The organism is Massilia varians, assembly GCF_027923905.1.
Taxonomy (GTDB): domain Bacteria; phylum Pseudomonadota; class Gammaproteobacteria; order Burkholderiales; family Burkholderiaceae_D; genus Telluria; species Telluria varians_B.
This window is the reverse complement of record NZ_AP026966.1, coordinates 3,683,092-3,696,960: the sequence shown is the minus strand read 5'-3', so window position 1 is coordinate 3,696,960 and position 13,869 is coordinate 3,683,092. Positions and strand designations below refer to the sequence as shown.

At 68.3% G+C, this 13,869-nt stretch carries 15 protein-coding genes; 8 read left to right on the top strand and 7 right to left on the bottom strand.

The features are described from left to right. Nucleotides 1–12 precede the first annotated feature (12 nt). The 7 genes from MasN3_RS16580 (at nucleotide 13) to MasN3_RS16550 (ending at nucleotide 4,505) form a co-directional block, all read left to right on the top strand. Entirely contained in the window at nucleotides 13–867 is an 855-nt protein-coding gene (locus tag MasN3_RS16580; RefSeq protein ID WP_281908643.1) for an enoyl-CoA hydratase family protein, read from the top strand. 1 nt (nucleotide 868) lies between these two features. Further along, complete coding sequence (locus tag MasN3_RS16575; protein ID WP_281908642.1) at nucleotides 869–2,035, top strand: acyl-CoA dehydrogenase family protein; 1,167 nt, start codon at nucleotides 869–871, stop codon at nucleotides 2,033–2,035. Further along, the gene (locus tag MasN3_RS16570) at nucleotides 2,035–2,427 is read left to right on the top strand and encodes a RidA family protein (RefSeq protein WP_281908640.1); all 393 of its coding nucleotides are present in this window, start codon (nucleotides 2,035–2,037) and stop codon (nucleotides 2,425–2,427) included. The genes MasN3_RS16575 and MasN3_RS16570 overlap by 1 nt, the downstream gene beginning before the upstream one ends. Before the next feature lie 11 nt (nucleotides 2,428–2,438). Next, a complete protein-coding gene (locus MasN3_RS16565; protein ID WP_281908639.1) occupies nucleotides 2,439–3,053 on the top strand; it encodes a pyridoxamine 5'-phosphate oxidase family protein in 615 nt (204 codons plus the stop codon). A gap of 207 nt (nucleotides 3,054–3,260) precedes the next feature. Further along, nucleotides 3,261–3,479: a hypothetical protein gene (locus MasN3_RS16560; protein ID WP_281908638.1), complete on the top strand. Its 219-nt coding sequence runs from the start codon at nucleotides 3,261–3,263 to the stop codon at nucleotides 3,477–3,479. Between the two features lie 95 nt (nucleotides 3,480–3,574). Further along, entirely contained in the window at nucleotides 3,575–4,114 is a 540-nt protein-coding gene (locus tag MasN3_RS16555) for a hypothetical protein (protein WP_281908636.1), read from the top strand. 67 nt (nucleotides 4,115–4,181) lie between these two features. After that, a complete protein-coding gene (locus MasN3_RS16550) occupies nucleotides 4,182–4,505 on the top strand; it encodes a hypothetical protein (RefSeq protein ID WP_281908634.1) in 324 nt (107 codons plus the stop codon). Between the two features lie 35 nt (nucleotides 4,506–4,540). Here MasN3_RS16550 and MasN3_RS16545 read toward each other — a convergent pair whose 3' ends face one another. Further along, on the bottom strand, nucleotides 4,541–6,772 hold the full coding sequence (locus MasN3_RS16545) for a xanthine dehydrogenase family protein molybdopterin-binding subunit (protein ID WP_281908632.1): 2,232 nt from the start codon (nucleotides 6,770–6,772) through the stop codon (nucleotides 4,541–4,543). Further along, nucleotides 6,769–7,248: a (2Fe-2S)-binding protein gene (locus MasN3_RS16540; protein ID WP_281908631.1), complete on the bottom strand. Its 480-nt coding sequence runs from the start codon at nucleotides 7,246–7,248 to the stop codon at nucleotides 6,769–6,771. The genes MasN3_RS16545 and MasN3_RS16540 overlap by 4 nt, the downstream gene beginning before the upstream one ends. A gap of 163 nt (nucleotides 7,249–7,411) precedes the next feature. On the opposite strand from MasN3_RS16540, the gene MasN3_RS16535 reads away from it, so the two are divergent. Continuing rightward, entirely contained in the window at nucleotides 7,412–9,397 is a 1,986-nt protein-coding gene (locus MasN3_RS16535; RefSeq protein WP_281908630.1) for a diguanylate cyclase domain-containing protein, read from the top strand. A gap of 4 nt (nucleotides 9,398–9,401) precedes the next feature. Here the strand turns inward: MasN3_RS16535 and MasN3_RS16530 are convergent, their stop codons facing one another. The 5 genes from MasN3_RS16530 to fghA all read right to left on the bottom strand — a co-directional run bounded on the left by MasN3_RS16530 (nucleotide 9,402) and on the right by fghA (nucleotide 13,823). Further along, the gene (locus MasN3_RS16530; RefSeq protein WP_281908628.1) at nucleotides 9,402–10,751 is read right to left on the bottom strand and encodes an erythromycin esterase family protein; all 1,350 of its coding nucleotides are present in this window, start codon (nucleotides 10,749–10,751) and stop codon (nucleotides 9,402–9,404) included. Nucleotides 10,752–10,767: 16 nt separating this feature from the next. Further along, the gene (locus MasN3_RS16525; protein WP_281908627.1) at nucleotides 10,768–11,565 is read right to left on the bottom strand and encodes a hypothetical protein; all 798 of its coding nucleotides are present in this window, start codon (nucleotides 11,563–11,565) and stop codon (nucleotides 10,768–10,770) included. Next, complete coding sequence (locus tag MasN3_RS16520; RefSeq protein ID WP_281908626.1) at nucleotides 11,562–12,284, bottom strand: phosphoribosyltransferase; 723 nt, start codon at nucleotides 12,282–12,284, stop codon at nucleotides 11,562–11,564. Before MasN3_RS16520 ends, MasN3_RS16525 begins: the two co-directional genes overlap by 4 nt. A 107-nt stretch (nucleotides 12,285–12,391) precedes the next feature. Then, nucleotides 12,392–12,862, bottom strand: a complete 471-nt coding sequence (locus MasN3_RS16515) for an Hsp20/alpha crystallin family protein (protein WP_281908625.1) — start codon at nucleotides 12,860–12,862, stop codon at nucleotides 12,392–12,394. A 118-nt stretch (nucleotides 12,863–12,980) separates the two neighbouring features. After that, a complete protein-coding gene (fghA, locus tag MasN3_RS16510; RefSeq protein ID WP_281908623.1) occupies nucleotides 12,981–13,823 on the bottom strand; it encodes an S-formylglutathione hydrolase in 843 nt (280 codons plus the stop codon). Nucleotides 13,824–13,869: the final 46 nt, after the last annotated feature.

Below are 13,869 nucleotides of genomic sequence, written 5' to 3'. Positions count from 1 at the left end.
AGGAGTTACCGCATGCATTATTTACCGGGCGAAGCGCACCGGCTGCCGGGCAGCCGCGCCGGCCTTGCCGGCTACCAGACCACCCATTTCCAGTACGCCGTGCAGGACCGGGTGGCGACCATCACCTTGAACCGCCCGGAGCGCAAGAATCCGCTCACCTTCGACTCCTACGCCGAGCTGCGCGACCTGTTCCGCGCCCTGGCCTATGCGGACGACGTCAAGGCGGTCGTCATCGCCGGCGCCGGCGAGAACTTCTGCTCGGGCGGCGACGTGCACGAGATCATCGGGCCGCTGACCAGACTCGACATGCCCGGCCTGCTGGCCTTTACCCGCATGACGGGCGACCTGGTCAAGGCCATGCGCGCCTGCCCGCAACCGATCGTCGCAAGCGTGGACGGGATCTGCGCCGGCGCCGGCGCGATCCTGGCGCTGTCCTCGGACATCCGCTACGGCACCGCGCGCAGCAAGACCGCCTTCCTGTTCACCCGCGTGGGGCTGGCCGGCTGCGACATGGGCGCCTGCGCGCTGCTGCCGCGCGTGATCGGCCAGGGCCGCGCGGCCGAGCTGCTGTATACCGGCCGCGTCATGAAGGGCGAGGAAGCGGAGCGCTGGGGCTTCTTCAATCGCCTGTGCGAGCCGGATACGGTGCTGGCGGATGCGCAGGCCTTTGCTGCAAGCCTGGCTAATGGTCCGACTTTCGCGCACGGCATGACCAAGAAGATGCTGCAGCAGGAGTGGAACATGGGCGTGGACGAGGCCATCGAGGCCGAAGCCCAGGCCCAGGCCATCTGCATGGCGACCAATGACTTCCACCGTGCCTACCACGCCTTCGTGGCCAAGGATGCGCCACGGTTCGAGGGAGATTGAGATGGCGGACCGCGATTACCTCGACTGGCCCTTCCTGGAGCCGCGCCACCGTTCGCTGGCGCTCGAACTCGAGGCCTGGGCGGGGGCGCACCTGGCGCATGCCCACGGCGGCGACGTCGATGCGGCCTGCCGCGCCCTGGTCAAGGAACTCGGCAGCGGCGGCTGGCTGCACCATGCCGTCGGCGGCGCCGGCACGCCGATCGACACCCGCGCCATCTGCCTGATCCGTGAAACGCTGGCGCGCCATGCCGGCCTGGCCGATTTCGCCTTCGCCATGCAGGGCTTGGGCAGCGGCGCGATCTCGCTGTTCGGCACGGCCCGGCAGCAGGATGCCTGGCTGCCGCGCGTGGCGAGCGGCGCGGCCATCGCCGCCTTTGCGCTGTCCGAGCCCCAGGCCGGCTCCGACGTCGCCGCGCTGCAGTGCGCCGCCCGGCTCGACGGCAACAGCTACGTGCTCGATGGCGAGAAGACCTGGATCTCCAACGGCGGCATCGCCGACTTTTATGTCGTGTTCGCCCGCACGGGCGACGGCGGCGGCGAGGGGGGCAGGGGAGCGCGTGGCATTTCCGCCTTCATCGTCGAAGCCGGCACGCCCGGCTTCGACGTCGCCGAACGCATCGACGTGATCGCCCCCCATCCGCTGGCGCGCCTGCGCTTCGCGGGCTGCCGGGTGCCGCTGGCCAACCGCATCGGCGAGGAAGGGCAGGGCTTCAAGGTGGCGATGGCCACGCTCGACGTGTTCCGCACCTCGGTGGCGGCCGCCAGCCTCGGTTTCGCCCGCCGCGCCCTCGACGAAGCCCTGCGCCGTGCCCGCGAGCGGGCCATGTTCGGCAAGACCCTGGCCGACTTCCAGCTGACCCAGGCCAAGCTGGCGCAGATGGCCACCGGCATCGATGCCGCGGCGCTGCTGACCTACCGCGCGGCCTGGATGCGCGACGGGGGCAAGCGCGTGACCAAAGAAGCCGCCATGGCCAAGCTGACCGCGACCGAGACCGCCCAGCAGGTCATCGACGCGGCCGTGCAACTGTTCGGCGGGCAGGGCGTGGTCAGCGGCGAGACCGTCGAGACGCTCTACCGCGAAATCCGCGCGCTGCGCATCTACGAGGGCGCGAGCGAAGTGCAGCTCCTGATCATCGCGCGCGAACTGCTGGCCCAGGAGGGGAACTGATGGATATCCTGCAACCGCCGGGCTGGGTGCGCCCGAAGGGCTATTCGAACGGCATCGCGGTGCGCGGCCGCCAGGTCTACGTCAGCGGCATGGTCGGCTGGGATGCCGAATGCCGCTTCCAGACCGACGATTTCGTGGAACAAACGCGCCAGGCGCTGGAAAACGTGGTCGCCGTGCTGAGGGAGGCGGGCGCCGGCCCCGAGCACATCGTGCGCATGACCTGGTACCTGCTCGACCGGCAGGAATACCTGCAGGCCGGCGCGGCGCTCGGCGCCGCTTACCGCGACGTGATCGGGCGCCATTATCCGACCATGAGCGCGGTGCAGGTAGCTGCGCTGATGGAGGAACGCGCGCGCATCGAAATCGAAGTGACGGCGGTAGTGCCCGACTGAATGGGAAATCCATGCTTGAGCATCTCGTGACCGACCTTGCCTCGCTCGAGGCCCTGTTCGGCGACGTCGCACCGGCGTCGCTGGCCAAGGAAACTGACAGTCTGCATCCTGTCTACGCACGCTGGCTCGCCCAGGCGCGCTTCGCCCTGCTGGCCACCAGCGGGCCGCAGGGACTGGACGTCTCGCCGCGTGGAGACGCCGGGCCGCTGGTGCGGATCGTGGATGAGCACACGCTGCTGCTGCCGGAGCGGCGGGGAAACAATCGGATCGACAGCCTGCGCAACCTGATCGCCGATCCGCGCGTCGGCCTGCTTTTCATGATTCCCGGCGTGGGCGAAACCCTGCGGGTGCGTGGCCGCGCGCAGGTTTCCGTCGAACCGGCCTTGCTCGCGTCGTTCGAATACGAGGGCAAGCGGCCGATCTGCGTCCTGCGCATCGCGGTCGACACGGTCTTCTTCCAGTGCGCGCGCTCCATCCTGCGCTCGCGGCTCTGGCATCCGCAGGAGCACGATACCGCGGGCGTACCGTCACCCGGCGCGATGCTGGCGGCGCTCACCCAAGGCCGGATCGATGGCGGTGCGTATGACAGTGCGCTGCCGCAGCGGCAGCGCGAATCGCTCTACTGAGTCCCCACTCGTGACAGTTCCGGACAGACGCCGCCGCAGGATCGCTCCTACGTCACGACAAGTGTCGAGCACCTTGCCCCTTTTTGGACATCGCGGTAAGTTGGCGGAACCAAACCTGACATCGGGAGAACCGCCATGCGCGCATTGATTGTGACGGCAGCAAGCGCACTGTGCTTGCTCGGCTGTGCGACACCCCAGGAAAAGGCAATGCAGCAACAAGCCGAGATGGAACGCCTGATGACCGTGTACGGGCCGGCATGCACCCAGCTGGGCTTTGCAGCCAATACCGACCCCTGGCGCAACTGTGTTGTCCAGTTGGCCGAGCGCGACGGTGTACGGCGCGGCGGCGTGTCGACCTCGATCTTCGGCGGCTTCGGCAGCGGCGGCCGCAGCGGCCTGGGCATCGGGATCGGCATCGGGCGCTAGCCTGCTCCAGCCACGCGATAAGTGAGTTTCCACGCATATCTTTAGACCAGGACATGGCATCATTCGCGATGAGATCCTCATCCGAAAGGGAAACCATGAAGTTTGCAGTCCATGCCATGCTCGGCTTGTCGCTGGTCGCCGTGCACCCCGTCCATGCCGCCCCCGCGGCGGCGGCGCCGGCCCAGGTGGCGGCGCAAAGCCCCGCCCACATCAAGGCCGTGCAAGACCTGCTGGCCGCCATGCAGGCCGAGAAAACGCTGCGCGGCGTCGCCGCGCGCAGCCGTTATCCGAGCGAAGCACAACGCAAGGAGGTGTTCGCCAAGCTCGACCGCACGCCGCCCGCGGAGGTCTACCGGCGCCTGGCGCTGCCGATGTCGAAGGTGATCTCCGTCGATACCGCGACCGAGATGACCCGTTTCTACAACACGCCCTACGGCAAGCAGCTCATCCAGAACAAGTTCAACAGCGGCCCGCAGATCATGTTCCCGGGCGCCAAGCCGACCGTGCCGCCGGAAGAGAAGAAGGAGCGCGAGCGCGCCGCCTACGTCAAGGCGAGCAAGGAGCTCGCGGATGCGCAGTCGGTGCTGGAGAGCGAAGCCTTCAAGCTGCTGCAGCAGATCAACAAGGGCCGCTAAGCGGCGTGAGCGCCGGCCCGCGCGCATTTCTGGTACGGTCTCTCCAACAGGAATCGATGGAGGCACCATGAACAAGCAGCTCGTACGTGTGATCGAGAACTTCCAGGATGCGGAGCGCGCGCGCCAGGCGCTGCTCGACGCCGGCTTCGAGCGGGACGGCATCGACATCAGCCATACCGGCGACGAGGCGGGGCCGTCGGAAGCCAATTTCACTGTGGGCGACTCGCCCGCGGTGAAGGGCGGCACCGACTACAAGGACGTGTACGCGCCGGGGCTGGAGATCGGCAAGTGCGTCGTCACCGTCACCGCGGACGAATCGCGGCTGGAAAAGGCCGCGTCCATTCTCGAATACCATGGCGCCAGGGACCACGATCCCGCGCATCGCCACTGAAGCGAAGCGGGCGCCTGGCGGCGCCCGCCGTCCCATCAGCTCCAGCTGAGGTCGGTCTTGCTCAGCGGCAGCTGGCGCACCCGCTTGCCCGTCGCGGCAAAGATCGCATTGCACACGGCCGGCGCCAGCGGCGGCAGGGCCGGTTCGCCCAGCCCCGTCACCGGATTGTCGGTCTTGATGAAGTGGGTCTCGATCTTCGTCGGGCTGTCCGGCATGCGCAGCAGAGCGTAATCGTGGAAGTTGCACTGCACGATGCGGCCCTGTTCGATGTTCAGCTCCGGGAACATCATGGTCGACAGGCCGTCGATGACCGAACCTTCCACCTGGTTCTCGGCGCCCGACAGGTTGACGATCTGCGACCCGACGTCGGCCGCCACCACCACCCGGTCCACCTTCAGCTTGCCCTCGCGCGACACGGTCACCTCGGCCACCTGGGCCACATAGCCGCGGTGGCTGAAGTGGAAGGCGATGCCCTGGCCCTGGCCGCGCGGGAAGGTCTTCTTGCCCCAGCCGGCGCGCTGCGCCACTTCGACCAGCACATTGCGCATGCGCGCGACGTCGTAGGCCTGGCCGCGCTCGAAGCTGGCCGGCATCAGGTCCTTGTTTCCCAGCAGCTCGAGGCGGAATGCGAGCGGATCGCGCCCGCCGGCATGCGCCAGTTCGTCGATGAAGCTGTGCAGCACCCAGGAGAACACGCAACTGCCCGGCGCCCGCCATGGGCCCATCGGCACCCGGGTTTCCAGCATGGTCTGCTCGAACAGGCAGTTCTCCAGCCAGCGGCCCGGGAACTCGTCGCTGGACAGATTGCCGCCGCTGCCCGGTTGCAGGACGCTCTTGCCCTCGCGCTCGACGCGGTTAGCGAAGCTCACGAAATGGTTGTGCCAGGCCACCGCCTTGCCCGCCGCATCCACGCCGGCGCGCAGGAAGTGGAAGCCGCCCGGACGGAAGTGGTCGTGCTGCAGGTCGTCCTCGCGGGTCCAGGTCAGCTTGACCGGCGCCGCGACCCACTTCGCGATGGCGGTCGCCTCGACGATGAAGTCCGAGCTCAGCCGGCGCCCGAAACCGCCGCCGCTGCGGATGATGTGCAGCAGGATCTTCTCTTTCGGGATACCGAAGGTGGCCGTCACCAATGCCTGGCCGGAGCCCGGGTTCTGGGTCGGCGCCCACAGTTCCAGCGCGCCGTCTTCCTTGAACCACGCGGTACAGTTCTGCGGCTCCATGCTGGCGTGCGAGATGAAGGGGTAGCTGTAGGCCGCTTCCACCACCTTGGCGGCCTTGCCCAGCGCGCCCGGGACGTCGCCGTCCTTGCGTACCGTGGCCGCGCCGGCCTGTTTCGATGCCGCCTGGGCCTGCGCCGTGTAATCGGCCCAGCTGTGGCCCGCGCCATCGCCTTCGTCCCACGTCACCTGCAACGTGCGGCGGGCGCGCAGCGCGGCCCAGGTCGAGGTGGCGACGATCGCCACGCCCGGCCGCAAGCCGTTCAGGTTGCTTGTGCCTTCGACGATGAAGGCGTCCTTCACGCCCGGCATGGCCTTGATCGCGTCCAGGTTGGCCTTGACGGGCTTGCCGCCGAAGACCGGGCACTTGGCATACACGGCGTACAGCATGCCGGGCAGGCGCACGTCGATCCCGAACAGCGGCTTGCCACTGACGATGGCCGCGTTGTCCACGCCGCCGACGCGGGTGCCCAGCAGCCGGTAGGCGGCCGGGTCCTTCAGCACCACGCTTTTTGCCTCGGGCACCGGCAACTTCGCTGCCGCTTCCACCAGGGCGCCGTAGGCGAGCCGGCGCTTGGTTCCAGTATGGACGACGGCGCCCTTGCTGGCGGCGCACTCGGCCACCGGCACGCCCCAGGCAGTGGCCGCGGCCTGCACCAGCATCATGCGCGCCGCGGCGCCGAGGCGATGGAAATTCTCGTAGTTGTTCGGGGTCGAGGTCGAGCCGCCGGCGCCTTGCGGACCGTAGAGGGCGGTGTCGAGGTCGCCCTGAACGATGCGCACGTCCTTCCAATCGACCTCGAGCTGTTCGGCGATGACCATCGGCAGCGAGGTCTTGATGCCTTGTCCGATCTCGGGCTGCTTCGAGATGAGCGTCACGCGGCCGTCGCGGCCGATGCGGATGAACGCGTTCGGGGTGAAATCCGGCGTGCTGGCCGCGTTGGCGGCTGCGGCCAGCGCGCCTTCGGCCGACATGCCGAGCATGAAGGCGCCGCCGATGGCGGAGCTGCGCAGGAAGCTGCGGCGAGATGGCGAGCGCAATGCGTTCATTTCTTGCCCTTTCCGGTCGAAGCGATCTCGGCTGCGCGGTGGATGCCGGCGCGGATCCGGGTATAGGTCGCGCAGCGGCACAGGTTGCCCGCCATCGCCTCGTCGATCTGGGCGTCGGTCGGCTTCGGATGCTGCTTCAACAGGTGGCAGGCACTCATGATCTGGCCCGACTGGCAGTAGCCGCATTGCGGCACGTCGAGCTCCTGCCAGGCCAGCTGCAGCGGATGGCGGGCGTTCGGGTCGAGACCCTCGATGGTGGTGATCTTCTGCTTGCCCAGGCTGGAGACCGGCGTCAGGCAGGCGCGCGCCGGCACGCCGTCGATGTGCACGGTGCAGGCGCCGCACTGGCCGAGGCCGCAGCCGTACTTGGTGCCGACGAGGCCAAGGGTGTCGCGCAAGGCCCACAGCAGTGGCGTGTCGGGTTCGACGTCCACGGCCTGGTTCTTGCCGTTGATGTGCAGCGTGTATGTACTCATTCGTTGGCCTCGGCGTTTGCAGGGAAGAAATATGAGGGAATCCGCCATGCTAATCCAATCAAGCGCTCTCAACAATATTGATTGTTTGCCGGTCAAAGGGGGCGGTATGGATACAGGGAATATGTAATACTTTGTCATCCTGCTGACTGTATCGCGACAATTCATGCCCCAACAAGGTCCACGCCTGGCCTCGGCGAACCTCAAGCTGCGCCTCGCCTCGGTGGCGGCGGTACTGGTGTTCGCCGCCACCCTCCTGGTAACGCTGTCGACCCTGTCGGTGGCCGAGCGTGGCATGAAGCGCGTGATCGGCGACCAGCAGTTCACCATGCTGTCGGGCGCGGCCTCCTTTATGGACGACCGCCTGGCCGCCAGGCTGGGGCAGATTGAGGCCCTGGCCGCGGGCATTCCTCCGCGGCTGCGCAGCGACTGGGCCGGGCTGCGGCCCTTCCTGTCCGAACAGGTGAAGCTGTGGGGCACCGACGAATACCTGAACCTGGTGGTCTTCGACGGCGACGGCGAGATGCGCCTGTCGGTGCGCGAGCTGCCCGGGCCGACCTCGCTCAATGCACGCGGCACCGACTATTTCGAGCGCACGCTCCAGACGCGCAAGGGCGTGATCTCGCGGCCGATCCGCAGCCGCCTGACGAACAATCACATCGTGGTCTTCAGCGCGCCGATACTGGACGAGTCGGGCGGGGTGGCGGCGGTGCTGACCGGCAGCGTGGACCTGCGGCGTTCCGGCTTCCTGCGCCAGATCAGCACCCTCAAGCCGGGCAAGACCGGCTACCTGTTCCTGATGACGGCCGAGGGCATGGTGATCGACCATCCCGACGAAGCGCGCCTGTTCCGGCACGTCGGCAGCACGCCCGGCGTGAACCAGGGCACCGAGCGCGCCCTGGCCGGCTTCGAAGGCTGGCTGGAAGCGCAAAGCAAGGACGGCACCGATTCGATCTATGCCTACAAGCGCCTGCGCAGCACCGGATGGATCCTGGCGGCGCGCTATCCGAGCGACGAGGCGTTCGCGCCGATGGACAGGATGCGCCACAACGCCTTTTTCAGCGCCGGCGGGCTGGCGCTCGCGGCCGGCCTGCTGGCCTGGGTGCTGGTGTTCCGGCTGCTGGCGCCGCTGCAGGAGCTGCGCGACAACGTCGCCGCGATCCGCATGGATGGCGCCGCGATCGACGTCCTGCGCGACGGACGCAAGGATGAAATCGGCGAACTGGGGCGGGCCTTCCATGCGCTGATGGCCGAGCGCGAGCTGGCCGAAAACGAGCGGGCGGAAAGCGAGCGGCGCCTGCGCATGATCACGGATAACCTCCCGGTCCTGATTTCCTATATCGACCGCCACCATTGCTTCCGCTTCGGAAACGCGACCTACGAAAAATGGTTCGGCATCTCGCCGGAGCAACTGGTCGGGATGCCGGTTGCGAAACTGCTGGGCGCGGAAACCGAGGCCGACCTTTCTCCGCACCTGGAACAGGCTTTCGGCGGGCAGGCGGTGACGCATGAGGTGCGCATCCCGGTGCAGGGTGAGCCGCGCATCCTGCAGGCGACCTACATCCCCGACCAGCAGCCGGACGGCAGGGTGGCGGGGGTGTACGCGCTGGTGCACGACATGACCCACGTGAAGGAAGTCGAGGAACAGCTGCGGCAGCTGGCGCGGGTCGACACCCTGACCGGCATCGCCAACCGGCGCATGTTCGGCGAGACCCTGCACCACGCGCTCGACCGCGCGCGCCGCAGCGGCAAGCCGCTGGCCCTGGCCTACCTGGACATCGACCACTTCAAGAAGATCAACGATACCCATGGGCACGGCGTCGGCGACGAAGTCCTGAAGGAATTCGCACGCCGCCTCGGCGCCGGCGTGCGCGCCACCGATACCCCGGCGCGCCTGTCGGGCGACGAGTTCGTGGTCATCCTCGAGGAAATCGGCACGCGCGTCGAGGCCGAGCACATCGCGGAAAAAATCGTGGAGAGCATGCGGGTGCCGTTTTCCACCAGCGCCGGCCCGGTACACGCCTCGACCAGCGTCGGCGTGGCCTTGTCGCAGCCGCGCCAGGCGCAGGAGCAGTTGCTGGCGGCCGCGGACAGCGCGCTGTACCTGGCGAAGGGGCAGGGCAGGAACGGCTACGCATTCTTCGAGGGCTGAGGGCCTACAGCCCCTGCGGATAGGTCTCCGGCGGCTCGTCCGAATGCCAGCCACTGGTCGCATCGAGCGGCGTCACCGCGCTGGTATGGTCGATGTGGATCACCGCATCGAACTGGCGCGCCAGTTGGGCCATGAAGTAATGGCTCTGGCGCTCGCTGCGCGGCAGGTAGAGCACGCCGATGGCGCGCTCCAGCCGTTCTTCCATCAGCAGGTCGCGCGCCGCGCCGGGTGTGCGCAGCGGCAGGAAGAAGCGCTCCATGCCGACGCTGTGCTGCAGGTGCTCGTAGCTGCCGGGCATGCCGGGCCGGACCTGCTTGTGTTCGGCCGGGCCGTCCCATTCGGAGGCCGCCGTCACCCGGCCGTCGTAGGTGGTGAAACCGATCAGGCAGGCATCCTGGCCGTAGGCCTTGCGCGCCAGTTCGCCCACGTTCCATTCGCCCTGGCGCCCGATCTCGGTGGCGCGCGCGTCGCCGATGTGCGAATTGTGCTCCCAGACGACGATCCTGGCCGGCTTGCCCGCGCGCCCCAGGTGGCGCGCGAGCGCATCGAGGGTTTCGGCCATGTGGCTGTCACGCAGGTTCCAGGACGAGATGCGCCCGCGGAACATGGTGCGGTAGTATTCCTCGGCATTCTTCACCAGGCGCGCATTCTGCTGGGCGTAGAAGAAGGCATCTTCGGCGCTGGCGCCGTCGGCCTGCATGTAGTCGAAGGCGCGCTGCTGCAAATCCTGCAGCGCCGCGTTGACGCCTTGCTGGCACGACTCCGACAGGCCGACGCCGGCCGCATAGCCGTAGTGCTGGCTGTCCTGGCCGTAGTGGTCGAAGCAGGCGTAGCGGCGCCGGGTTTCTTGTGCGGCAACCGGATCGACCTGTTCCAGGTAGCGCAGCACTTCCTGGATCGAGGTGAACAGGCTGTACAGGTCGAGCCCATAGAAACCGGCTTTGGTCTTGCCGCCCCCGGCGCCGGCGGCGTCGTTGCGAGCGCGCAGCCACTCCACGAAAGCCAGCACCGAGGTGTTGCGCCACATCCAGGCGGGAAAGCGTTCGAAGCCGGACAGGGCGGCGCGTCCGTCGGGGTCCGCGCCTTCGCCACGCACGTAGCGGTTGACGCGCCAGGCATCGGGCCAGTCGGCCTCGACCGCCACAGCGGTGAAGCCTTTTTCCTCGATCAGGCGCTGCGTGATGCGTGCGCGCTCATCGTAGAACTCGGCGCTACCATGGGTGGCTTCGCCGAGCAGCACGAAGCGCGCATCGCCGACCAGATCGAGGAGCGCGTCGTAGTCGGACGCGCTGCCGGTGAGCGGCCGGGCCGCCGCCCGCAGGACGGCGGTGTCATGCTGGGTAGCGCTGGCCATGGACGCATCGCCTCGCTCAGTGCAGGTAGCGGCTGCCGGACTGCTCGGCCGGCGGGATCACCGGCGCCTGGCCGTGCTCGTCCTGGTGCTTCATCTGCGGGAGCCTGGCCGGAATGTTGTCGCTGACGCGGTAGGTCTTGTCGCGGGTGCCTTGCCACAGCAGGGCCAGGCCGGCCAGTCCGATCAGCAGGCCGCCCGGAGAGCGGCGCATCAGGCTGAGCAGGCCCAGCATGCCGCCGCCCACCAGGGCCGGATGGGCGCCTTCCAGATAGTCGGGGCCGCGTCCGTCCCGGGCGCCGCCGCGGGAGCCGCGCAGCCACGCGGACAGTCCGCCGCGCTCGCGCTGCTCGGCGCCGTAATCGCGGGCCGGTTCATAGCGGTTGGAGGGCGCCGGCGTACGGCCGGCATCGGCGTCATAGCCGCGCACGCCGCTGTCCTCGGCCGCAGTCTTGGCGCGCTCGCGGAGGCGTTGAGCACTGTCTTCCAGGCGATGGGTGGCTTCCTGGACGCCGTGGCGGGCGCGCTCGAGCATCGGCGCCGCCTGCGCCTGCACGCGATCGGCGCCGCGCGACAGGGCGTTGGCGGCGCTGTCCTTGAGCCCGGCCAGGCGGTCGCCGGCGCCGTGCAGCACACCGTCGACCGTCGCCCCGGTACGGGCGCCGGCGGCGCGCATCGCGGACAGTGCGCGCGAACGGCGCGCCGTGCCGCGCTCGGGATCGAGCAGGTACATCAGCAGCGCTCCCGCCGCTGCCGCACCCAGCCATTTGCCCACGCTGCCCACATCGGTTGCCGTCTCGGTTGGAATTGGTTTCATGTCCGCTCCTTTCTGTTGTCCTTGTTCCCCTGCTGCCCACCATCCGGTGCGGCGGGCGCCGCCCATGCCTGTGCCAGCAGGTCCTGTACTTCTTCGTCTTCCGTCTGCCCGAACGACCGGTAGAACTGGCCGACCGCTTGAAAGCGGGAAGGGGCAAGCGGACAGACGACTTCGTCGGCTTCTCGCGCGAGCCGTTCGAGGGTGTCGGGCGCGCCCACCGGCGCCGCCACCACCAGCCGCGCGACCTGGTGCTTGCGCGCGACCTGGACCGCGGCCAGCATGCTGGCCCCGGTCGCAATGCCATCGTCGACCAGGATCACGCAGCGGCCCGCGAGCCGCGGCGGCGGGCGTCCACCGCGGTAGAGGCGGTCGCGCCGTTCGAGCTCGGCCAGTTCGCGCGCGGCCACCCGCTCCACCTGTTCCTGCGTCACGCCCAGCAGGCCGGGCACCCCCGGCTGCAGCACGCGCACGCCGCCGCTGCCGATCGCGCCCATCGCGTACTCCTCGTTGCCGGGCATGCCCAGCTTGCGCACCAGCAGGACGTCGAGCTCGGCGCCGAGGGCCTGGGCCACCGCGAAGGCCACCGGCACGCCGCCGCGCGGCAGGCCGAGCACGATCGGGTCGGCCCCGCCGGCGAGATGGCGCAAGCTGCGCGCCAGTTGTCGGCCGGCGTGGGCGCGGTCCTTGTAGCCTTCGGTTTCCGGCATGGTGAAACGCATAGAACAAACCGAACCATCGTAAAATGCAAAACGGCCGCGCCGCGCCGCGGCAGGGCGCCGCAACGCGGGACACGGACCATGGATGGCGCCGGGCGCGTGGCCGGCGATTACTGGATGGTCAGGCGGCGTGCTTCAGTACCCTGCTTTTTGGGCAGGCTCAGCTGCAGTACGCCGTTCTCCAGCTTGGCCTGTGCCGCACCGTCGTCGACTTCGGTGGGCAGGGCGAAGCTGCGCATGAACCTGCGTGCGGTACGTTCAGCATACACCACGGTTTCACCCTCGCGGCGTTCGTTTGCCGAGCGGCATTCCGCCTCGATGGTAATGCGCTGCCCGTCGACCGACACCTTGACGTCCTCCTTGTTCACGCCGGGGAGTTCGGCCTGGATTTCGTAGGTCTTTTCGGTCTCGCTGACGTCGACCCGCGGCGTCGCCGCGCCTTCGCCGGCCCATTGCCCGCCCTGTGCGAGCGGCGCGAAGAAGTCCTGGAACATGCTCTCGACCATGCGCCCGAACTGGTCCTCGACGGCGCCCGGACGGTAGGCCGGGAGCGGGCTATTGCCCCGTCTAATGAGATTCATGATGGCCTCCATGGATAGACATTGAGCGTGCCGGCGGATGCCGGCAATGTCTTTATAGGTCGGAGGCGGGGCGTTTTCAAGCGGGCGGGGCAGGCGCCGGCCTGGACCCCGCCATCCCTCATCCGAGCAGGCGGCGATGGAAGCGCACATGGTCTTCCACGAAGGTCGAGATGAAATAGTAGCCATGGTCGTAGCCCGCATGCCGGCGCAGCGTCAAGGGCTGGCCGGCACGCGCGCAGGCATCCTCGAAGGCTTCCGGATACAGCTGCTCGGCCAGGAATTTGTCGGCCAGCCCCTGGTCGATCAGGATCCCGCCGGGGAAGGGCGCCGTGTCCATCGCGGCCATCAGTTCGCTCGCGTCGTACTGGCGCCAGGATTCCTGGTCGCTGCCCAGGTAGCCGCCGAAGGCCTTCTGACCCCACGGGCAGCGCATCGGCGCCGCGATCGGCGCGAACGCCGACACCGAACGGAACAGGGTGGGATTGCGCAGCGCCATCATGAGCGCGCCATGTCCGCCCATCGAGTGCCCGAAGATGCCGACCCGCGCCGGGTCGGCCGGCAGTTGGGCCAGCACCAGTTCGCGCAGTTCCAGCACGTGGCTGTACATGCGGTAGTGCTGCGACCATGGGGCTTGGGTAGCGTCGACGTAGAAGCCGGCGCCCGCGCCGAAGTCCCAGCTGTCGGTTTCGCCGGGCGCGCCGGCGCCGCGCGGGCTGGTGTCGGGCGTGACCAGGATCAGGCCTTCCTGTGCCGCCACGCGCTGGGCGCCGGCCTTGATCATGAAGGTTTCTTCGGTGCAGGTCAGACCGGCCAGGTAGAACAGAACAGGGAGGCGTTTACCTTCGGCGCCGGGCGGCAGGTAGACGGAAAAGCGCATCGGCAGGCCGATGGCGGCCGAATCGACACGGTAAAAACGCTGGACGCCGCCGAAGCAGGCATGTTCGCTGAGAAGTTCGAGCATGGGTTCGCTGGATAAGTGGTCAATCCCGCAAGTATGCCCTGTGCCG